Source organism: Niveispirillum sp. GW835-FHT14G11 (assembly GCF_058793615.1).
Genome location: NZ_JBXAFZ010000019.1, coordinates 16,274 through 36,037, shown reverse-complemented (window position 1 = coordinate 36,037; position 19,764 = coordinate 16,274). Strand labels below are relative to the sequence as shown.

Here is a 19,764-nt window from a genome sequence, read left to right as displayed (position 1 = left end):
GGTTCCCTGATGAAGCCATTGCGCGCCCTGCTGCTGTCCGCCTGCGCCGCCGCCATCGCTCTGACCCCGATCGCGGCACAGGCGCAAAATCTTGAGCAGATGTTTCAGTCCCCGCCGAAAGAGGCGCGGCCCCTGCTGCGCTGGTGGTGGCCGGGCAATGCGGTGACAGCAGAGAAGCTGCGCGAGCAGATCGCCCAGATGGACAAGGCCGGTTTCGGCGGGGCGGAAATCCAGTCCTTCAATCCCGGCGTACCCAATCTCAGCACCTGGGAGAAGGACAATATCAACACCTATGCCCTTCCCGCCTTCTTTGCCAATGTCCGCGCCGCAGCGGAAGCAGCACAGGCCCATGGCATGGTGCTGGATTACACGCTGGGATCGGCCTGGCCCTCCGGTGGCGGCTTCGCCATCCCGCCGGAAAAAGCCTATCTGGAACTGGCCATGGCCCGCACGGAGGTGACCAGCGGCAGCAAGGAAAAGATCACGCCCGCTATCCCGACACGGACCAAGCGGCTGGGCGCCCTGTCCAGCTTCGATCCACGGTCGAAGGACCCCCGCGCCGCCGACTGGCCGGCACGGATGGATGCGCGGGCGCGCATCGTCGCCGTGCTGGCCGTGAAGGGCACCGCCCCCGAACTGGACAAGCCCGCCGCCACGGCAGGTCTGGTACTGACCCCCTGGGGGGACGTGAAGCAGCCGGGAGTGCTGGACCCTGCCAGCATCCTGGTCCTGACCGACAAGCTGCGGGATGACGGCACACTCGACTGGAAACCGCTGCCCGGCACCTGGCAGGTTTTTGTCTTCAAGCAGTTCGCCGCCAATGTCGGCGTGCTGGCCGGGAGCGGCGAGGGACCGCAGCTAATCCTGGACCATATGGATAAAACCGCCTTTGCCGCCCACGCCGCCCGCGTCGGCGACCCGTTGCGCCCGAATTTGGGCAACGCGATGGGGGCGATGCGCGCCGGCTTCGTGGACAGTCTGGAACTGATGCAGGATCTGCCCTGGACCGGCGACTTCCTGGCCCAGTTTCAGAAGCGCCGGGGCTATGACCTGACACCTTACCTGCCGATGGTCATCCAGCCGGGCTGGATGCAGGCCTGGGGCGAACACTGGTCGCCACCCTATTTCAATGATGCCAAAGGCGACATCGCGGATCGGGTGCGCGCCGATTATCGCCGCACCATTTCCGACCTGATGTTTGAAGGGTTCATCGAACCGTTCGTGGCCTGGAACCATGCTAATGGCCTGAAGGCCAAGTTCCAGGCCCATGGCGGGGCGTTGGATATCGTGCGTGGCTATGGCATCGTCGATATTCCGGAAACGGAGGATCTGGTCCATGACGGCGACCCAATCTTCATGCGGTTCGCCCGCTCCGGTGCGCATCTCTACGGCCGTCCCACCATCTCGGCGGAAAGCTTGGTCTGGAAGGATCGTCCCTATGACGTGACGCCAGACGAAATGCGTCGCCGCGTCGACCTGATCCTGGCCGGCGGTGTAAACAGCCTGGTGCTGCACGGTTTCAACTATGAACGGGCGGACGCGGTCTGGCCCGGCTGGCACGCGTTCCAGCCCAGCGCCTTCGCCGCCGGCTTCAGCACAATGCTGAACGAGGCCAATCCGATCTGGGCCGGCATACCGACCCTGGCGGGCTATATCACCCGCCTGCAGGCCGTACTGCGCCAGGGCACCGCCATCGTGCCCGTGGCCTATTTCTACGGCCAGACCGGCTATTATGTCGGGATAGAGGATGCCGGGGCCGGCGCCCAAGCGGCCGAGAAGACGTTCCTGGCCGCCGGCTATGATTTCGACCGCATCAACCCGGACGCCATCGCCGATGCCAAGGTCGAAGGAAGGGTATTGCTGTCCAAGGGCGGGGCACGTTATCCGGCGCTGGTGCTGCCGCCGCTGGACGGTATCCGGGCGGAAACAGCCGAAAGCATTGCCGCCTTCACCAAGGACGGCCTGCCTGTGATCTTCACCGACAAGGCACCCGACCGGGACGAAGGGCTGGCGGATGCCGACCGGCGCGATGCCCGTGTCCGCACCGCCATCGCCGCCGCCATCGCCGCCGGTGCGCGTGTCGTGCCGGCGTCCGACGTGGCCGTTGCCCTGTCATCCCTGTCGGTGCCGGCCAATCTGCGCTTCACCGGCACCGACGCGTCCGGGCTTGTCTATGTACAGCGGCGGGTGGGTGATCAACTGGTTACTTTCCTCCATAATCGGACCGGGGCACCCCGCGATGCCAGCCTGATCCTGCCCGCGATGGGCGGTGTCAGCCGCTGGAACGCGCTGCAGGGCAGCACCACCCCCGTCAACGCCCAAGCCGTGGCGGACGGCACCGCTGTCGCCCTGGCGCTGGCCGCTGGTGAAAGCGCGCTGCTGGTCCTGGACCCGACGCAGCAGCCCCAGACGGTGCCCGTTCCGCAAAAGGTCGCGGCGACAACGCTTAGCCCCGATGGCTGGCGCTTGACCGTGGACGGCCATGGCCCCAAGGGGGCGGTTCTGCAAGCCAGTTTCAAGGATATCACGCTGTCCGACTGGTCACAGGTGGAGACGCTGAAACAATTCGCCGGCACCGGCACCTATGACCACAAATTCAAGGTGGAGCGGGACTGGCTGCGCAAGGGCAATCGTGTCTGGCTCGACCTTGGGTTGGTTCATGACGTGGCGGTGGTCACCGTCAATGGCCGGGCTTTCCAACCGCTGATCACAGCACCCTTCCGCCTGGACGTCACCGAAGCCCTGCGCGCCGGCAACAACACAATCTCCATCGCGATCATGAACACGCCCCAGAACGCCATGATCGATCCGCAGGCCCCTGGCTTCCGCAAGCTGAAACCCGTTCCCGCCGGCCTGATCGGCCCCGTGGCGTTGGAGATCGTGCGATGAACGTCCGTAATTTGCTGATGGCCAGTGCCATGCTGGTGACCGGCTGGGCCGGAACCGCCCTTGGCGGTGAGGCGCAGGGCTGGATCACCCATCCGTCGGTGAAAGCAGACAGCGCCCCGATCGTGCTGACGTTCCAACGTCAGTTCGACCTGGACGCTGTTCCCACATCCTTCCCCGTGCAGATCACCGCCGATAACCGCTTCATCCTGTTCGTCAATGGCCGGCGCGTGGCCTCCGGTCCATCGATGGGCGGCGTGGCCCATTGGCGGATCAGCAGCCTGGATCTGGCCCCCTATCTGCAACCGGGCCGCAACATCCTGACCGCCCAGGTCTGGAACTTCGTGAAGCCAGCCCCGACACTACCACCCGATCCCACGAAACAGCAGCAAGCCGCCTTCACGGCATTTGAAATGGTGCAGCAGACCGGCCCCGCCGCGCAGCAGAGCGTGGCAACCGGCTTCTGGCTGCGCGGGCCGGCAGGCATTGGCACGGATGCACCCGGCTGGCAGACCGCCATTGATCCATCACGCGGTGCCAGCAACGGCCAAAAGCAGGTTCGTCGCTGGTACTACGCCGCCGGGGCGCCGGAAACGCTGGATGCCACTATCACGCCCGGGGACTGGACAAATGCCGTGCCGGCACCGGAAGCGGCGGCCCGAACGCTGGTCGCCGACCGGCTGCCGCAGCAGCGTTTCTTCCCCGTGCCGGCGGGCAAAGTCGTGCGCACCAGCTTACCGGCGGCAAAGGGCTTCCCGGCCCGGCCCGTCACAGTGCCCGCCAATGGCAAAGTGACACTGCTGCTGCAACGCGACGCCATGGTGTCGGCCTATCCCGAACTGGTGCTTTCCGGCGGGGCCGGCGCACAGGTCAAGCTGACCTACGCGGAGGCACTGTATGACGAGAAGTTCAAGAAGGCCGACCGCAACCTGATCGGCGACCGCAAGCCGGTGGGCATCACCGACAGCATCACCGCCGATGGCCGTTCCTTGTCCTTCATGCCCCTCTGGTGGCGCACCTGGCGCTATCTGGAGATTGAGGTGACGACCAAGGAAGTGCCGCTGACCCTGGAAAAACTGTCCGTCTTCGAAACCGGCTATCCGTTCCAGAAGATAGCACGGTTTGAGAGCAGCGATCCGGAACTGGACCGTATCTGGCACGTCGGCTGGCGCACGGCAGAGGTCGATGCCCATGAAACCTACATGGACACATCCTTCTGGGAACAGTTGCAATATGCCGGCGACACGCGCCTTCAGATGCTGATTTCCTACGCCGTTTCGGGTGACCCCAGGCTGGCCGAACAGGCCATCGACGCCTTTGCCAGTTCCAACACCGATAACGGCCTGATCGAAGCGGCATATCCCACACGCCGCTCCAACGCCATCGCCCCCTTCTCCCTGTTGTGGGTGGGGATGCTGCATGACTGGTGGATGGAACAGCCGGACCCACGGCCCATCACCCGGAACCTGGACCGGATGCGAACCGTGCTGGACTGGTTCGAGAAATACCGGTCCCCCCGCGGCTTGCTGACCCGGAATCCGCAATGGAACTTCATCGACTGGGCCGGGCAGACGGCCGTGGACCGTGACAAGTTCCCCTCCTACAGCAAGGAAACTAATGAAAGCTGCCTGATGTCCGTCACCTGGCTGGGTGCCCTGGACCAGGGCGCAGCATTGGAGACCGCACTGGGCGATCCTGACCGGGCCGCTATCTTCAAGGGGAAGGCTGACGCCCTGCGGACCGCGCTTCGCCAGCATTGCTGGAACGCCGAACGCGGTCTGTTTGCCGACAACCCCGATCTGGATGTATTCAGCCAACACACCAACGCGTTGGCCGTCCTGTATGACGTGGCCACGCCAGAACAGGCGCCAGGCATTCTGGATCGCATCATGGCGCCGGGCAAAGGCATCGACGCGCCGGATGGCATGTTCACCACCAGCTATTATTTTGCCTGGTACCTGATCCGAGCCTTCGATCATGCCGGCCTGTCCGAGCGCTATCTAAGTTTGCTGAAGACCTGGCGGGATCTGCTGGCGCTCAATTACACCACTTGGCCGGAGGAGCGGGGCAATACCCGGTCCGACAGTCACGCCTGGAGCGCCCATCCCACCGCCGACCTGCTGGGCATCGTCGCCGGTATCCGTTCCGCCGCCCCTGGTTACGCAGCTCTGCGCGTGGAACCGCATCTGGGCGACCTGACCCGGCTGGATGCCACCGCCGCGACCCCACACGGGCCGGTCAAGGTGCGCTATCGGCTGGAGGGCGGCTGGCTGGAGGCCGAGATCGACAAGCCGGCCAAGCTACCCGGCAGCTTCATCTGGAACGGACAATCCCATCCCTTGAACGAGAGCCGGACGCGGCTGCGGCTGCGCGCATCGCCCTGAAAGCCCCATCATGAAGAATGATCAGACGATTTTCCTGACCGGCGCCACGGGGAACATGGGCCGGGAAGCCCTGGCGCATCTGCTCGCCAGAGGGGGGGCCAAGATACGCATCCTGGTCCTGCCCACGGAGGCCAAACATCCGGTGATCCAGCAATTCGGCGGGCACCGTGATGTTGACCTCCTCTGGGGCGACCTGACCAAGTATGAAGATGTGGAACGCGGCGTGGCCGGATCGGATATCGTGCTGCATGTGGGTGGCATGGTTTCCCCTCTGGCTGACCGGTTCCCGGACCTGACGCGACGTGTGAATGTCGGCGGGGCGCAGAACATCGTCCACGCCATCCAGAACCAGCCGGAACCCGACCGCATCCGCCTGATCTATATCGGCACCGTCGCCCAGACCGGCAGCCGCATGGCCCCCGTCCATTGGGGCCGCACGGGCGACCCCATCAAGATCAGTTGCTTCGACCATTACGCCGTCACGAAGACGGAAGCGGAAGCCATCGTCGCCACGTCCGGATTAAAATATTGGGTATCCTTGCGCCAGACGGGCATGGCCTATCCCACCATCTGGAAGACCCACGACCCGATCATGTTCCACAATCCGTTCAACGGGGTGTTTGAATGGGTCACGGCCAAGGACAGCGGCCGGCTGATGGCAAATATCTGCGGCGCGGACGTGCCGGAGACGCTCTGGCGGGGCTTCTACAATATCGGCGGCGGCGAAAGCTGCCGGGTGGTGAACCATGAATATATGGTTCAGATGTTCACGGCCTTGGGCATCCAGGACTTCCGCCGGATCTTCGATCCCAACTGGTTCGCCACCCGCAATTTCCATGGCCAGTGGTACAGCGATTCCGATCGGCTGGAAGCCCTGGTCCCCTACCGTAGTCAGACGATCACCGATTTCCTGAGCGATCTGGCGGCCAATGTACCCTGGCTGGTAAAAACCATCGGCCGTTTCGCTCCCGGATTGATCCGCAACCGGATTGAAACCCTGGCCAAGGCCGAAGGCGGATCGCTGCATTGGCTGGCAACGGACGACCGCGACCATATCAACGCCTATTTCGGCTCTCGTCAGGCATGGGAGGCGCTCCCGTCAAGCTGGGACAAGTACCGCTTCGACCAGCCGTCGCGCACGCCAACGTTGCTCAACCATGGTTATGATGAAAGCGTAGCGCCTGTCGACTGGACCGTTTCGACGCTGCGCGATGCGGCCGGGTACAGGGGCAGCCGCTTCCTGGGCGACAATGCAGACGCCCACCTGCCCGCCCCTTGGGAATGTGCGCTGGGTCATGAGTTCAGTATGACGCCAAACCTGATGCTGAAGGGTGGCCACTGGTGCCCCCACTGCCAGACAGACCCGGCCAGCTATGACCGCGTCACGGCAAAAAGCCCGTTCTTCGCGCAGGTGGCGCCGTTCTGAAGATCAGTTCCCTGAAGCCCTTCCGGGCTTCAGGGACAGCGCGACCGGTCACCGCGCCCAGCAGAGTTTCAGCCAGCCGCCGGCATCATCAATGGCAGAACGGGCGCAATCCACCATGCCCAGCCAGGACACGAAACCGTGGATGGCGCCGATATAGCGGCGGGTCAGGACCGGCACCCCGGCCGCGATCAGCCTGCGGCCATAGGCCTCGGAATCATCGCTGGTGCTGTCATATTCCGCGGTGATGATAAGCGCCGGCGCCACCCCCCGGAAATCCGTCGCCCGTCCGGGAGAGGCCAGCGGGTTCTCCCGGTCCTCAGGCTTGGTCAGATAGGTGTCCCAGAAATAAAGGACGTCCTTGATGTCAGACAGCGGCGCGTGGGGATAGCGCCTCCAGGTCTCGCTCTCCCCCGTGGGATAGCCATCGCCACCATAAATCAGGACCTGCGCCGACAATTTCGGCCCGCCCTCGTCGCGCGCCCGCAGCGCCACGGCAGCCGACAGCACGCCACCGGCGCTATCGCCGGCCACGGCGATCTTTCCGGGGATGCCGCCGATCTCCGCCGCGTTTTCGGCGGCCCACAGGGTGGCGGCCCAGCAATCATCGACGGGGGCCGGGAACGGATATTCGGGCGCCAGCCGGTATTCGACCGACACCAGCACGCATTGCGCCGCATGGCACAGACCGCGCGCGATCATGTCCTGCGTGTCCAGGTCACCCATGACGAAGCCGCCGCCATGAAAATAAACCAGCACCGGGGCCGGCATGCCGGTCGCCGGCTGATAGATGCGCACGCGCAGGGCACCACCGGGTCCATCGATCAGCCGGTCACTGATCTCCCCCATGGGCAAGTCGAGTTTGGGAAAGCTGGTCGATGCCTGGCGCACCAGATCGCGCATGGTGGCCAACGGCACCTGATCCATCTTGGGGAACTGCGCCATGCCGGCAATGAACGGCTCAAGCTGTGGATCGAACTTCATTTTTCCTCCCTGGAAAGACTGAGGGCGGCGCCCTTCAGAATTCCGTCTTCGTGAACATGTTTTCAGGATAGCCGGGGAACACGTAGTCCAGTTCGATCACCAGCTTCTCGCCCAGCGGGCCGGCGGCGAAGATGTCGGTATCGACAAAGGCCTGCACGGCATGGCGGCCATAGGTGTAACGCGACGTACCCCCAAACACGGGTGACGCGTCCAGCCGCTGGTCCACGGCATCGGTCCCCCGGCGTGAGCGGTTGGACAGAAGATTCAGCCGCCCCATGAAATCCGGATCATTCTGCGACCAGTCCTTCAGTGTCAGCATGGTCTGTTCGATCCATTCCAGGCTGTCAGCCAGGATACCGACATGGAAACCATATTCCGGATCGCTGGCCTGGGCCGCGCGGAAGTTAGTGACGGAGGGATGCTCCGCCCCCGTGCCCACGCCAAGGGCCGCATGGATGGCGGCCTGCAGGGCGCGGTCGGGTTCCGGCAGGGCCGACAGATACACGATCCCCTGCCCGCGCCCACCCTCGTCCGGGTTCAGCACCAGTTGATAGAAGCGGCTGCCATCGGGCAGCGGGAAATCCTGGACAACCTGGAATCCGACCAGACCCAGCAGGCGCGCAGCCAGCGGGCCTTCCTGCGGATTGCGGTAATGCAGGGCGATATGACCCAGGCTGCGCCGGACCGCAGCGGCCTCGTTCGCGGACATTCTTTCCTCCCGTTGATTACTGGGACATCGGCTTGGCGATGCTGGCGGGCGCGCCCGGCAGCGAGACGTGGTAATGGCCAGCGCTCCAGCCGCCATCGACGGCCAGTTCCGCCCCGCAGATGTAGGACGCATCGTCGGAACAGAGGAACAGAGCAGCGGCGGCCACCTCTCCCGGTTCGCCCATGCGTTGCAGGGGCACTTCCTCGTACCCAAGGTTCTTGGAAGCGCCGGTCAGGTGCATGGGATTGCCCATCTCCGTGTCGATGCCACCGGGATGGATGGAATTGACCCGCACACCGCGATGGCCGAATTCCAGCGCTGCCGATCGTGTCAGCCCGCGCACCGCCCATTTGGAAGCGACATAGGCCGCAACGCCGCTGCTGCCGCGCAACCCGTCGATGGAGGAGAAATTGACGATGGCGCCACGGCCAGCCGCCACCATGGCGCCGCCCACGATCTTGAGTCCCAGGAAGGTGCCCTTCACATTCACCCGCTGCACGCGGTCAAACGCCTCCTCCGTCAGACTGGCGAAATCGGCGAAGTGCACGACGCCGGCATTGTTGACCAGAGCGTCGATGCGACCGTGACGTTCCAGGACGGCCGCCACCAGCGCCTCCCAATCCGACGCCAGCCCGACATCCAGACGCTGAAACATGGCACCGGCGCCAAGGTCGGTCACCAACGCATGCCCCTCCTCTTCCGCCACATCGGCGACGACGACCAGCGCGCCCTCGCGCGCGAACAGGCGCGCCATGGCAGCACCCATCCCCTTGGCACCGCCGGTAATGATGGCAACGCGATCATTCAAACGCTCCAACTTTTCCTCCCACTTTGCGTATATTCAGACTATTGTATGGACGCATTCTGCCGTTTCGTCCAGTGGGGCCCCGGATGCCTCGAAGGGTCTTGACGCCGAATTATTGTAAGTGCTTACTTACTACAGAATCGGAAGCGGTTCAACCGACCGCCGCATATGGGAAGGAAACAAATGCTGACCGAAGCACATAAGGATGAACTGGCGAAGATCCTTCGCCCGGTGGCGCCGCCGCGTGAGTTGACCGATCTTTACACGCCTGACCAGCTCCAGCGCCTGCTGGGTGTGGTGCGCGACAGCGGTCCGCACAAGTTGATCATCGCGCAACATTTCTCATCGCCTGAAGCCCTGATCGCCACGCTGTCCGGTGGCTTCCCGGAGGGTGTAACGCCGTCGCTGGACATGTTCCTGACGCCGACCTTCCGGAATTTCTATGCCAACTATTCGGCCTGCCTGTTCCCGGAAATCGATGACTGCTTCTTCAACAGCCGCTTCCTGGATCTGGCGCGCGGCTATTGGGGAGCCAAGTACGCCAAGCCGCAGATGATGCTGTTCAACGTGAACGGCCCGTGCGGCAACAATGATCCGGGCCACCTGGACAGCCCCAGCTTCCGGGGCATCCGGTACGAGAATGCGCCAACCTGGCTATGCTCCGTCATGGCCAAGTCGGGCCTGTTCCGCGATTATCTGATCAAGATGGCGCAGGTCATTGCCTGGTTCAGCCATGACCCGGAAAGCGGCTTCACCTATTGGCCTGAAGGACCACGCGCCGCACCCAAGCGTCTATTGCCGCCGGTCTATAACCGGGGTGTCCTGGTACAGAATGAACTGATGGTGCACCGGGGCGAGGCCAATGGCCCCCTGGACCAGCGGTTCCCGGAGGGGCTGGACTTTACCTCCCTGTTCTCCGGCGCTGCCGACAGCAAGGATCACTGGATCGTAAAGACCGGCGAGAAGGAGATCGCCCGGTATCACACCGATGAACTGCGCTTCCTGGTCCATTGGTCTGCGGAAGTGTTCGAGGATCTCGCCGAGTTGAAGAAGAACATGGACCATAGCGACGACCTGACCTTCGACCGGGTGTTCGACACCCTGATCAAGGATGTGCGCGCCAAAGGCATCCAGATCGAAACCCCAACCAACCCGCTGGTGGACCCTGTGTTCATCGGCACGCTGAATGCCGCTTACGACGTAGGTCGCCCGACGATCTATCCGCCGGAAGCGCCGCTGTCTCCGCTGCGTCTGGTCGCCTGACCGGTGCGGTGGCTGAAGGTGGGGGAAGGCCCGGTCGGCTTCCCCCACCTTCTTTATATGTTCATTGCAGAAAAAACTGGGGAGGATGGAATGCAGGTTCCCTTTACGATGCTGGGCTTCACCAAGCTGCTGGTGAACGACCTGGAAGCGACGGCCGAATTCTACAAGAAGGTCTGCGAACTGACGGAAACCGGGCGGGTCGAGGCGGAAATCGCCGGTCGCAAGATCAGCGAGATCCTGTTTGCACCAGCCTATCAGGGAGCGGCGACCTTCGTGCTGTTGAAATTCCTGGACGCGCAGAAGCCGTCCAGCGACGAGGTGATCCTGGGTTTCATCACGCCCGACGTCGATGCCTTCATCGCGCGTGCGGTCGAAGCTGGCGGCACGTTGGTACAGCCCGCCTACAACGACACGGCACACGGCGTGAAGGTCGGCTTCGTCAGCGATATTGAAGGCCACCTGATAGAGGTGGTGCAACTGCTCTGATGGTTCGGCTCAGGTTTGGCGGTCCTGCCACGGCACCGCCATCCCCGTCCCCATCCCCCAGGACAAGCCGGAGCCACATCATGGCCAATGCCCTTTCCCCCGTGATGATCGGACCGATTTCGCTGCGCAACCGTTTCATCCGGTCCGGCGCCAACGAAATGATGACCAAGGACAGTCTACCGACAAAGGCATTGCTGGAATTCCACCGCAATCTGGCAGCCGGCGGCGTGGGCATGACCACGCTGGCCTATATCGCGGTGTCGCCCGACGGGCGCACCTTCACAAGCCAGGGCGTGCTTGACGATGCCGCCATTCCGCACTACCGCGCCATCACCGACGCCGTGCATGCCCAGGGCGCCCGGGCATCGGCCCAGATCACCCATGCCGGCAGCTTTGTCCAGCATAAGGAGTTGTCGACGCCGCGTGCCATGTCGGCCAGCGGCGGTATCGACCAGATCGGCGTGCTGATGGGCAGGCCATTCCAACGGGCCATGACCCGCGCGGACATGGATCAGGTGCGCGACGAGTTCGTGGCCGCCGCCTTGCGCGCGGAAAAGGCCGGGTTCGACGCCGTGGAACTGCATATGGGCCATGGCTATCTGCTGAACCAGTTCATCTCACCCTTATCCAATAAGCGGCGTGACGAATATGGCCGGGATGCGGCCGGTCGGGTCCGCTATCCGGCGGAAATCCTGGCCGCCGTGAAACGGGCCGTCGGCGGGCGGCTGGCCGTTCTGGCCAAGATCAACCTCTATGACGGGGTGAAGGGTGGGGCGACGGTCGATGACGCCGTCGTCACGGCCAAGCTGTTGGAGGCGGCGGGTGCCGACATGCTGGTCCTGTCCGGTGGCCGCAATATCGAGGCCGCCTGGGCCATCTTCCAGAGCCCCCTGCCCTATGACGACCTGGCCAAGCTGTCGCCGGGCTGGAAGGGCAAGCTGCAATTCGGCCTGCTGAAGCTGACAACACCGAAAGCCCTGCGTTTCTCAGAACTCTATTTCCTGGAAGCCGCACGCAAGGTTCGGGCTGCCGTGACATGCCAGTTGGGCTATCTGGGCGGCGTCCTTTCGCTGGCTGCCGCACAGCAAACCCTGGATGAAGGCTTCGATGCGGCTGTGATCGCCCGCGCCCTGGTCCATGACCCGGCCTTGATCAATCACTTCGCTATCAATCCGGCGCACCGATCAGGCTGCGATGCCTGCAACCGCTGTGTGGCCGCCATGTACGGCCCATCGGGCACCCACTGCCCCAAAACGGGTAATGCTCTGGCCCCCTCGCTCAACCAGGTTGTCGCAGCAGCCTGACGGCAAGACCCTACCGGGCGGCGGTCGTGGAGCCTAAACCGGCTCCACCCGCCGCTTCGGCAGAGACACCTTCGCCATCCCGGCTTCGTATTTCAGATTATGTACTGAAATCGAAATATCGACATGGCGTACGCCCGCCAGCGGGCGGATGCGGCTGGTCACCAGATCATTCAGCTGTTCGATGCTGGTGAACAGACCCATGGCCAGCAGGCTGTACCGACCCAACAGCTTGATCACGCACCCGATCTCCGGCATGGCTGACAAGGTTTCCGCCAGCTCGGCCACATGGGATGGCTGCGCATCGATCCCCATCATGCACAGGTTGGGTGATCCGGCCATGCGGAAATCCGTCACGACCGTGAATTGGATCAGGCCCTCCACCTGAAGCCGCTTGATGCGGGTTCGGATGGTTCCTTCGGTGACGCCCAATTCCGCCGCAATGGCCCGGTTCGACACACGCGCATCGCGGGCCAGTTTCTGGACGATACCCCGGTCCAGATCGTCCAGCTTCACACCGTTGGCACTCTCACTCATAGCGGCACCACATTGAATTCGAATTTGACAATGTCGGCGGCAATGCCGGGGCTGATCTGGTAAACCCCTTCAATCGCGGAGATATGCGCCGACAGCAGGCCATTGAACTCTGACAGGTCATGAAGGGCGACCAGCAGTTCCAGGTCGTGCCCCCCTGTCATCACATTGACGCTCAACACCTCGTCAAGCTTGGCCAGATCGCGCCCTACCTCAAACACATCCCGGCCCTGCACCTTGACGCCAAGCGCGATCAGCAGATTGTAGCCATGGGCGGAGAAGTCGGTGACCGCCACGACGCGCATTGCCCGCGCCTCGTCCATCCGCTGTAGCCGGGCGGACACGGTCGCCGCCGTGATGGACAGCCGTTCTGCGATCTCCTGATTGGTCGCCCGACCGTTGGAGCGAAGGATCGCAATGATACTATTGTCCAGCGCGTCCAATGATGCCGGCGTAATGGCCTTGCCGCTTCTTATCTGCATATCTCAACGGGTTCCCTACAATATCCCCAACTACGCATTTCGCAGTTATATCAGAACATAATCTCCGACCGCCAGCCATGTTCGCACCTGCGACGCAGCCCCTATTGCGTAATTCGGTCCACCGGCCGTCGCGAAAAACGTGAATATTGACCCACACATCCTGGCCAGAAGCAGACCGTGACGATGCTGCTCCGGGAAATATCGGCACCCTTCAGGCCTTACGCAAACAGGCGCCTTGTGGCGGAAACCGCATTGCGTGCCCGGTCCAGCGCCGGGATGCCGGCGGCGATGGCCGCTTCCTGGGGCACTTCCACGCTGAACGGCACACCGGCGGCAACATTCCCGATGAAGGCGCGGATATCGAAGACGCCCTCGCCCGGCAACAGCCGCTGAAGCCCCGCCTCCCACTCGATAAGGTCAGCAGACATGGCGGTCGGGCCATCGCTGATCTGCGCGATCCGGATGCGCGGATCGGCAAGCAGCGTCCAACTGTCCCGCCAATCCCCGCCCCGCATCACATGCAGCAGGTCCAGCGTTACACCGATATCCGCGCGCCCAACCATATCAATCACCGCCAGCGCTTGGGCGAGGGTGCGGACCTGCGATGGCGGATAGAACTCGATAGACAGGCCAACGCCGTAACCGGCGGCCAGCAGCGCCAGTTCCGCCAGCTTATCGGTTCGGCGCCCGGGATCGCGGTCATAGCAAAGCACATTGGCCAACGGCGCACCCAGATATGCCGCCGCCGCCAAGGCGGGTTCGAACCCCGCCACCTCCGTCCGACCGGCCATGGTGAAGGGATAGACCAGATCGACCACCACCCCGCCCGCTGCCATGGCGGCCTTTGTCGCCCGGCGTTCGGCCGCATCCCGGATCAGATCGTACACCGGCATTCGGGGCAGCACGTCCATCGAATGCAGGAACAGGCACATGCCCGCGCACCCCGTCGCGGCGGCCAGATCGGCCAGTTGCGACGGGGTGGCGTCGGTGACGGTGATATGGTCCAGCGAGAGCCGCATCACAGATAGGCCCCGTCCTGGTAGATCAGCGGTGACACAGGCCCGCTCAACCGCACCGCCTCGACACGGGCTATGACGATGCTGTGCGTGCCATAGGGCACCACTTGATCGATGCGGCAGGAGAGACCGGCCTGCGCCTCACACAGTATCGGCAGGCCATTGGCGTCGCTTTCCCATTGGCCGACGCGGAAGCGCTGATCTCTGGGCATGGCACCGCCAAACGCTATCGACACCTCCTGCTGATGCCGCGACAGAATGTTGACGCAAAGCGGCGCATCCGGCAGCAGACAGGCGTGAAGGCCCGCCGAACGGTTGACACACAACAGGATCGCCGGGGGCTCCATCGTCAGCGAGGTGATGGAGGTCGCAGCCATGCCGACAGGCCCGTCCACCCCCAGGCCGGTAACGATGCCGACAGCCGAGGCCAGCCGGCGCATGGCGCCCCGGAACGCCAACGGCATCCCATCGCCCTGGGTTTGTTCAGTACTACCCATGAAGGAAGCTCAGGGACAGGCGGTTGAACTCGTCTGCCCGCTCCACCTGCACCCAATGCCCGACCTTGTTGAAGGTGACGACACGGACATCATCGCAGGATTCCAGGAAATAGTTGATGCCGGTCAATGGCATGAATCGTTCCGCGAAACCCCAGAAGACCAGGATCGGCATCTTCAGTTCATCCAGGCGCGGGCGCAGGTTTGGGGTCCGCATCCGCACGATCACATCCTTGGGCTGGGTGCGGGCCACGGCGAACCGCTCCTTCACCAGTGCGTCGGTGACATAGACGGGATCATAGACAAGGTTGGTGATGAGACGCCGCTGCTCATTCTCATTGAAGTCCGGGCCGCCGAAGGAGCTCACCATGCCGGCAATGCCGGGCATTTTGAAATATTCCTCCCGCTCCTCGATGCAGCCCGGCGCCATCAGGATCAGACGATCAACGAATTCCGGATGGTCGAGCGCCATCTGGATGGCGATGCCGCCGCCCAGCGAATTGCCGACCAGGGTCGCCTTCTCGATGCCATGGGCGATTAGCGCTTCATACAACGTATCAGTGAAAAGCTGGAGGGTGTAATCGATGCCCTCCGGCTTTGACGACGCACCATAGCCGATCAGATCGGGAAGGATGGCGCGGTAGCCGCCATTTACGAATGAGGGCGCATTCTGTCGGAAGTTCGACTGTCCCGATGCCCCCGGCCCGCTGCCATGGATGAATACCACCGCCGGGCCCGAGCCCATTTCGGCCACGACAATGTCGTGGCCACCACTGACGCGGTGGGTCCTGCTGATTATTTCGCTGGCCATGCCAATCCCCGTTCAGACAAAGGTGAAGGCGGGCGGTTCGCCCAGCATGGTGCCAACGACGTCGCTGTTGCGATTGCCAGGATCATTGGCGACATGCGCGCGGGCGGCCAGCAGGTCCAACCAGGGCTGCAGAATGGGGCTGGACATGTAGATCGCCCGCCCGCCCAGCAGTTTCACCATGTCATCAACCAGATCGGCCATGCGGCGCACGACACTGGACGACTGATACGCGAACAGGGCCCGGCGCTCCATGGGCACCGTCTCGCCGCGTTCGGCATAGCCGATCAATTCATCGAAGGTGGCGCGCTGGGTCAGTTCCATCTCCTTCACTTCGGCATGCGCACGCGCGATGGCGGCGTGCAGGAACGGATCGGCCTTTGAAGCCTTGCCTGTATTGGTCGAAACGCGGCTCTGCATGATGTCCATGGCTGCGGTGATCGCGGCGCGGGCACCACCGAAAGCAGCCGTGGAGACCGAGCGGACGAAGACCTGCGCCCAGGGCAAACGATAGAGCGGCCCGTCATTCAGCAACTGGCCGGGATTCTTGCAGGCGAAACCGTCGCTGGCCTTGTGCGTCCGGTATTCCGGCACGAAGACCCGGTCCACGACGATGTCGAAGCTGCCGGTGCCCTGCAGCCCGAACGTATCCCAGGTGCCTTCGATCACCTTATAGTCGGAACCGGGCAACAGGAAGGTGCGCATGTCCGGCGGGCCGCCGGTGGCAAAATTGATGGCCCCCAGCAGCACCCAGCCGCAATGGGTCGAGCCGGTCGAAAAACCCCAGCGACCGGACAGATAGAAGCCACCTTCCACCGGCTCGACCTTACCCACAGGCTGGTAGGTGGAGGAGACGAGCATATCCGGATCATCGGCCCAGACCTCCGCCTGCGCGCGCTCGTCGAACAGTGCCAGCTCATAGGGATGACATCCAACCACGCCATACATCCAACCGGTGGACATGCAGCCCTCGGCCAGCGCCTTCTGCACCTCGAAGAACACATTGGGATGCATCTCGTACCCGCCCCAGCGCTTGGGCTGGAGAATGCGGAAAAAGCCGGCCTCCCGCAATTCGGCGATCGTCTGCGCCGGCACATTGTTCCCCACCGTGCAATCCCTGGCCCGCCCCCGCAGGGTGGGGATCATCGCCCGTGCGCGTTCGATCAGCGCTGAGGGGGCGGGTGCCACACCCGTTTCATCATCCGCCTGCCGGATTGGTGCCGTCCTCGCGTTCATTCTACCCATCTCCAGTCTTGTCGCACATGGATGATACCGATATGCGTAGATAGATTTATTCAGAAAAGCGCAAATCGTCAAGCAATGGGGGGTTGCGTTTTTTCATTCGCGCCCTTATTCCAAGCCGGAAGCGGGTTGCGATGCATCGTAAATGAAATCCGAAAATATCACTGCTTTATATGCATCAATCCGTAAAAGATTGCGTGTTTGCGTAGATAGTGGAATACAATCCAACGATCAGTCCCGCCGACCCTCAGCAGCCCACCCCCTGCGGCCGCCGTCAGCCGGCACTACGGACCGATATCGTTTTCGAAGCGAGGGCATTCAGAGATGGCCGTACAGTCATTGGGCTACGTTGTGATCGAGACCCAGGATCTTGCCAAATGGCGCGACTTCGCCGTCGACGTCGTCGGGGCCATGCCGGCCGAGTCGAACCGGGAGGATGTGCTTCTGTTCCGCATCGACGACCGTGCCTTCCGGCTGTGGGTACAGAAGGGCGAGAAGGATGCGTTCGTCGCACCGGGTTGGGAATTCGCCGGCAAGGCTGAGTTCGACGCCGCATTGGACCGGCTGCGGGCGGTGGGCCGGCCGGTGGAGATCGCCGACATTATGGAGGCGCGGGAACGCAAGGTCTATGCGCTGGCCCGGTCCAGCGACCCGGCCGGGAACCCGATGGAGCTTTATTACGGCCGTTTCTACGATTATGCGCCGTTCGTCTCCCAGGCCGGCGTGACCGGCTTTGTCACCGGGGCCAATGGTGACATGGGGCTAGGCCATATCGTCCTGACGGCCCCGAACTTCGAAGAGACCCACAGCTTCTACCGGGACGTACTCGGCTTCGGCGACACCGACCTGGGCCGGTTCTACCTGGGCGGCGGCGGGCCGGAGGATGCCGGGATCGGTTTTGCCTTCCTGCATGCCCGTAACGGCCGCCACCACAGCCTGGCCCTGGGCCAATTGCCTGAAAGCCCCAACGGCGCCGTCCATATGATGCTGGAAGTGGCCGCCCTGGAGGATGTGGGCCGTGCCTATGACCGCGTGCTGAAAAGCAAGGGCAAGGTGCCGCTGTCGGCGACCCTGGGCCGTCACGTCAATGACAAGATGACGTCCTTCTACATGCAGACGCCCAGCGGCTTCGACCTGGAATATGGCTGGAACGGTCTGATCATCGACCCGGCCACCTGGGTCCCCACGACCAGCCTGTCCATCAGTGACTGGGGCCACAAATGGGCCCACGAGAAGGATGACTGACACTATGCTCGACAAGCGCATGAGCGTCGACGACATCGTCGACACATTGTCCGATGGCATGACGATCGGCATCGGCGGGTGGGCGACGCGGCGCAAGCCGATGGCGCTGGTTCGCGCCATTGCCCGGTCACGCCTGAAGGATCTTACCCTGGTTGCCGGCTATGGTGGGCCAGAGGTCGGCCTGCTGGCCGCCACGAGCAAAATCCGCAAGCTGGTCTTCGCCTTCGTCAGCCTGGATCATTATCCGCTGGAACCGCATTTCCGCACCGCGCGCCAGGCCGGCGCCTTTGAGGTGCTGGAACTGGATGAGGGCATGTTCCACTGGGGCCTGCGCGCGGCGGCGATGAAGCTGCCCTTCCTGCCCACCCGTGCCGGCATCGGCACCGACATCATCACCCAGCCGGGCTTCAAACTGGTGAAAAGCCCGTATGAGGATGGCGAGGAACTGGTGGCCATGCCGGCGATCAAACTGGACGTGGCGCTGATCCACGCGCACCGGTCGGATGAACGCGGCAACCTGCTGACGCTCAGCCCCGACCCGTTCTTCGATGAACTCTATGTGCGTGCTGCCGACAGGGCCTATGTCACGGTGGAGAAGATCGTGCCGACCGCCGAACTCGACATGGCGACCAACAGCCGCTTCAATCTGGTTGAACGCGCCCGGATAACGGGCGTGGCCGAGGCGCCGTTCGGTGCGCACCCGACCAGTGCTGCGCCCGACTACCAGCTCGATCTTAAGCACATCAAAACCTATGTCGAGAGTGCGACCTCGCCCGAGGCCTGGGCCGCCTACAAGGCCGCCTTCATGGATGTGGACGAGAGCGCCTATCTGACCGCCGTCGGAGGCCCCGCGACGCTGACCGCCCTTCCCAAGCCGGTTTATTGAGGAGCGAGAGACATGACCGACAGCCTCTATTCGCTCGCGGAACTGATGATCGTCGCGGCCGCCGAGGCGTGGCGCGACAGCGGTGAGATCATGGCGACCGGGATCGGCCCCCTGCCCCGCATCGGCGCCGGCCTTGCCAAGAAAACCTTCAGCCCCGCCATCCAGACCACCGATGGTGAGGTGTGGTACACGACCGAGCCGCTGGGCCCGGGCAAGCCGACGTCACCGCCAGAACTGGAAGGCCTGTCCCATTACGACCGGGTGTTCTCCACCCTGTGGGGCGGCAAGCGCCACGCGATGGTCGGCCCCGTCCAGATCGACCGCTACGGCCAGGCCAATATCAGCGTCATCGGCGACCATAAGAAGCCGAAATCGGCGATGCTGGGCGCGCGTGGCTTTCCCGGCAACTCGATCAGCCATCCCAACAGTTTCTTCTTCACCAGCCACAACAAGCGGGCCTTTGTAGAAGGAGAGGTCGATTTCGTCTGCATGGCGGGCTTCAACCCTAAGCGCTACTTGAATGGCAAGCCGCCTGCGGGGCTGGACCTGCGCATCATCGTCACCAACCTCTGCGTGATGGATTTCGAGGGGCCGGACCACGCGATCCGCGTCCAGTCGCTGCATCCCGGCGTCACGTTCGATGAGGTGCAGGACAATACCGGCTTCCCGCTGGCCCGGCCGGAGGACGACATCCCGGTGACGCCGGCACCGACCGCCGAGCAACTGGCGCTGATCGCCCAGCTGGATCCGAACGGGGTACGGCACACGGCCCTGAAAGACAACCCGCCGGGCGACCGTCGCGCCGCATGAGGGGGA

The 19,764-nt window shown here is 63.3% G+C and carries 18 protein-coding genes; 9 read left to right on the top strand and 9 right to left on the bottom strand.

All coding sequences use genetic code 11. The annotated features are described in order from the left end of the window. The first annotated feature begins 9 nt into the window (after nucleotides 1–9). Genes AC1Q7F_RS27140 through AC1Q7F_RS27130 form a run of 3 tightly spaced genes read left to right on the top strand, consistent with a single transcriptional unit; the run spans nucleotide 10 to nucleotide 6,696 of the window. Nucleotides 10–2,889, top strand: coding sequence for a glycosyl hydrolase (locus tag AC1Q7F_RS27140; RefSeq protein ID WP_492511685.1), 2,880 nt, complete (start codon nucleotides 10–12; stop codon nucleotides 2,887–2,889). Then, nucleotides 2,886–5,270, top strand: coding sequence for an alpha-L-rhamnosidase-related protein (locus tag AC1Q7F_RS27135; protein WP_492511684.1), 2,385 nt, complete (start codon nucleotides 2,886–2,888; stop codon nucleotides 5,268–5,270). The genes AC1Q7F_RS27140 and AC1Q7F_RS27135 overlap by 4 nt, the downstream gene beginning before the upstream one ends. A 10-nt stretch (nucleotides 5,271–5,280) precedes the next feature. After that, a complete protein-coding gene (locus tag AC1Q7F_RS27130; protein ID WP_492511683.1) occupies nucleotides 5,281–6,696 on the top strand; it encodes an NAD-dependent epimerase/dehydratase family protein in 1,416 nt (471 codons plus the stop codon). 48 nt (nucleotides 6,697–6,744) lie between these two features. Here the strand turns inward: AC1Q7F_RS27130 and AC1Q7F_RS27125 are convergent, their stop codons facing one another. The 3 genes from AC1Q7F_RS27125 to AC1Q7F_RS27115 are packed head-to-tail and all read right to left on the bottom strand — an operon-like array spanning nucleotide 6,745 to nucleotide 9,203. Then, complete coding sequence (locus AC1Q7F_RS27125) at nucleotides 6,745–7,677, bottom strand: alpha/beta hydrolase (protein ID WP_492511682.1); 933 nt, start codon at nucleotides 7,675–7,677, stop codon at nucleotides 6,745–6,747. Nucleotides 7,678–7,711: 34 nt separating this feature from the next. Then, nucleotides 7,712–8,386 (bottom strand): hypothetical protein, encoded by a 675-nt coding sequence (locus tag AC1Q7F_RS27120; RefSeq protein ID WP_492511681.1) that lies wholly within the window; start codon nucleotides 8,384–8,386, stop codon nucleotides 7,712–7,714. 16 nt (nucleotides 8,387–8,402) lie between these two features. Beyond that, a complete protein-coding gene (locus AC1Q7F_RS27115; RefSeq protein ID WP_492511680.1) occupies nucleotides 8,403–9,203 on the bottom strand; it encodes an SDR family NAD(P)-dependent oxidoreductase in 801 nt (266 codons plus the stop codon). Between the two features lie 171 nt (nucleotides 9,204–9,374). On the opposite strand from AC1Q7F_RS27115, the gene AC1Q7F_RS27110 reads away from it, so the two are divergent. The 3 genes from AC1Q7F_RS27110 (at nucleotide 9,375) to AC1Q7F_RS27100 (ending at nucleotide 12,244) form a co-directional block, all read left to right on the top strand. Further along, nucleotides 9,375–10,454 carry a hypothetical protein gene (locus tag AC1Q7F_RS27110; RefSeq protein ID WP_492511679.1) on the top strand — a complete coding sequence of 360 codons (1,080 nt, stop codon included), beginning with the start codon at nucleotides 9,375–9,377 and terminating at the stop codon, nucleotides 10,452–10,454. 90 nt (nucleotides 10,455–10,544) lie between these two features. Further along, complete coding sequence (locus AC1Q7F_RS27105) at nucleotides 10,545–10,940, top strand: VOC family protein (protein WP_492511678.1); 396 nt, start codon at nucleotides 10,545–10,547, stop codon at nucleotides 10,938–10,940. Nucleotides 10,941–11,020: 80 nt separating this feature from the next. Further along, a complete protein-coding gene (locus AC1Q7F_RS27100; protein ID WP_492511677.1) occupies nucleotides 11,021–12,244 on the top strand; it encodes an NADH:flavin oxidoreductase in 1,224 nt (407 codons plus the stop codon). A 33-nt stretch (nucleotides 12,245–12,277) separates the two neighbouring features. Here the strand turns inward: AC1Q7F_RS27100 and AC1Q7F_RS27095 are convergent, their stop codons facing one another. From AC1Q7F_RS27095 to AC1Q7F_RS27070, 6 genes are all read right to left on the bottom strand, one after another. Then, a complete protein-coding gene (locus AC1Q7F_RS27095) occupies nucleotides 12,278–12,778 on the bottom strand; it encodes an Lrp/AsnC family transcriptional regulator (RefSeq protein ID WP_492511676.1) in 501 nt (166 codons plus the stop codon). Then, a complete protein-coding gene (locus AC1Q7F_RS27090) occupies nucleotides 12,775–13,257 on the bottom strand; it encodes an Lrp/AsnC family transcriptional regulator (protein WP_492511675.1) in 483 nt (160 codons plus the stop codon). Before AC1Q7F_RS27090 ends, AC1Q7F_RS27095 begins: the two co-directional genes overlap by 4 nt. 218 nt (nucleotides 13,258–13,475) lie before the next feature. Beyond that, nucleotides 13,476–14,276 carry a sugar phosphate isomerase/epimerase family protein gene (locus AC1Q7F_RS27085; protein ID WP_492511674.1) on the bottom strand — a complete coding sequence of 267 codons (801 nt, stop codon included), beginning with the start codon at nucleotides 14,274–14,276 and terminating at the stop codon, nucleotides 13,476–13,478. Next, complete coding sequence (locus AC1Q7F_RS27080; protein ID WP_492511673.1) at nucleotides 14,276–14,770, bottom strand: flavin reductase family protein; 495 nt, start codon at nucleotides 14,768–14,770, stop codon at nucleotides 14,276–14,278. Before AC1Q7F_RS27080 ends, AC1Q7F_RS27085 begins: the two co-directional genes overlap by 1 nt. After that, the gene (locus AC1Q7F_RS27075) at nucleotides 14,763–15,578 is read right to left on the bottom strand and encodes an alpha/beta fold hydrolase (RefSeq protein WP_492511672.1); all 816 of its coding nucleotides are present in this window, start codon (nucleotides 15,576–15,578) and stop codon (nucleotides 14,763–14,765) included. The genes AC1Q7F_RS27080 and AC1Q7F_RS27075 overlap by 8 nt, the downstream gene beginning before the upstream one ends. A 12-nt stretch (nucleotides 15,579–15,590) precedes the next feature. Further along, on the bottom strand, nucleotides 15,591–16,811 hold the full coding sequence (locus tag AC1Q7F_RS27070) for an acyl-CoA dehydrogenase family protein (protein ID WP_492511671.1): 1,221 nt from the start codon (nucleotides 16,809–16,811) through the stop codon (nucleotides 15,591–15,593). A gap of 330 nt (nucleotides 16,812–17,141) precedes the next feature. On the opposite strand from AC1Q7F_RS27070, the gene AC1Q7F_RS27065 reads away from it, so the two are divergent. From AC1Q7F_RS27065 to AC1Q7F_RS27055, 3 genes are read left to right on the top strand one after another with little or no spacing between them, the layout of a single operon-like run. After that, nucleotides 17,142–18,062 carry a VOC family protein gene (locus AC1Q7F_RS27065; RefSeq protein WP_492511670.1) on the top strand — a complete coding sequence of 307 codons (921 nt, stop codon included), beginning with the start codon at nucleotides 17,142–17,144 and terminating at the stop codon, nucleotides 18,060–18,062. 4 nt (nucleotides 18,063–18,066) lie between these two features. Next, nucleotides 18,067–18,948, top strand: a complete 882-nt coding sequence (locus AC1Q7F_RS27060; protein ID WP_492511669.1) for a CoA transferase subunit A — start codon at nucleotides 18,067–18,069, stop codon at nucleotides 18,946–18,948. A 12-nt stretch (nucleotides 18,949–18,960) separates the two neighbouring features. Then, nucleotides 18,961–19,758 carry a CoA-transferase subunit beta gene (locus AC1Q7F_RS27055; protein ID WP_492511668.1) on the top strand — a complete coding sequence of 266 codons (798 nt, stop codon included), beginning with the start codon at nucleotides 18,961–18,963 and terminating at the stop codon, nucleotides 19,756–19,758. Nucleotides 19,759–19,764: the final 6 nt, after the last annotated feature.

What these genes read in the sequence shown, in the direction of transcription:
- AC1Q7F_RS27065 (WP_492511670.1), top strand. Translation starts at nt 17,142, where the DNA reads ATGGCCGTACAGTCATTGGGCTACGTTGTGATCGAGACCCAGGATCTT.
- AC1Q7F_RS27140 (WP_492511685.1), top strand. Translation starts at nt 10, where the DNA reads ATGAAGCCATTGCGCGCCCTGCTGCTGTCCGCCTGCGCCGCCGCCATC.
- AC1Q7F_RS27085 (WP_492511674.1), bottom strand. Translation starts at nt 14,276, where the DNA reads ATGCGGCTCTCGCTGGACCATATCACCGTCACCGACGCCACCCCGTCG.
- AC1Q7F_RS27110 (WP_492511679.1), top strand. Translation starts at nt 9,375, where the DNA reads ATGCTGACCGAAGCACATAAGGATGAACTGGCGAAGATCCTTCGCCCG.
- AC1Q7F_RS27100 (WP_492511677.1), top strand. Translation starts at nt 11,021, where the DNA reads ATGGCCAATGCCCTTTCCCCCGTGATGATCGGACCGATTTCGCTGCGC.
- AC1Q7F_RS27130 (WP_492511683.1), top strand. Translation starts at nt 5,281, where the DNA reads ATGAAGAATGATCAGACGATTTTCCTGACCGGCGCCACGGGGAACATG.
- AC1Q7F_RS27095 (WP_492511676.1), bottom strand. Translation starts at nt 12,778, where the DNA reads ATGAGTGAGAGTGCCAACGGTGTGAAGCTGGACGATCTGGACCGGGGT.
- AC1Q7F_RS27135 (WP_492511684.1), top strand. Translation starts at nt 2,886, where the DNA reads ATGAACGTCCGTAATTTGCTGATGGCCAGTGCCATGCTGGTGACCGGC.
- AC1Q7F_RS27075 (WP_492511672.1), bottom strand. Translation starts at nt 15,578, where the DNA reads ATGGCCAGCGAAATAATCAGCAGGACCCACCGCGTCAGTGGTGGCCAC.
- AC1Q7F_RS27070 (WP_492511671.1), bottom strand. Translation starts at nt 16,811, where the DNA reads ATGAACGCGAGGACGGCACCAATCCGGCAGGCGGATGATGAAACGGGT.
- AC1Q7F_RS27125 (WP_492511682.1), bottom strand. Translation starts at nt 7,677, where the DNA reads ATGAAGTTCGATCCACAGCTTGAGCCGTTCATTGCCGGCATGGCGCAG.
- AC1Q7F_RS27080 (WP_492511673.1), bottom strand. Translation starts at nt 14,770, where the DNA reads ATGGGTAGTACTGAACAAACCCAGGGCGATGGGATGCCGTTGGCGTTC.
- AC1Q7F_RS27060 (WP_492511669.1), top strand. Translation starts at nt 18,067, where the DNA reads ATGCTCGACAAGCGCATGAGCGTCGACGACATCGTCGACACATTGTCC.
- AC1Q7F_RS27105 (WP_492511678.1), top strand. Translation starts at nt 10,545, where the DNA reads ATGCAGGTTCCCTTTACGATGCTGGGCTTCACCAAGCTGCTGGTGAAC.
- AC1Q7F_RS27120 (WP_492511681.1), bottom strand. Translation starts at nt 8,386, where the DNA reads ATGTCCGCGAACGAGGCCGCTGCGGTCCGGCGCAGCCTGGGTCATATC.
- AC1Q7F_RS27055 (WP_492511668.1), top strand. Translation starts at nt 18,961, where the DNA reads ATGACCGACAGCCTCTATTCGCTCGCGGAACTGATGATCGTCGCGGCC.
- AC1Q7F_RS27090 (WP_492511675.1), bottom strand. Translation starts at nt 13,257, where the DNA reads ATGCAGATAAGAAGCGGCAAGGCCATTACGCCGGCATCATTGGACGCG.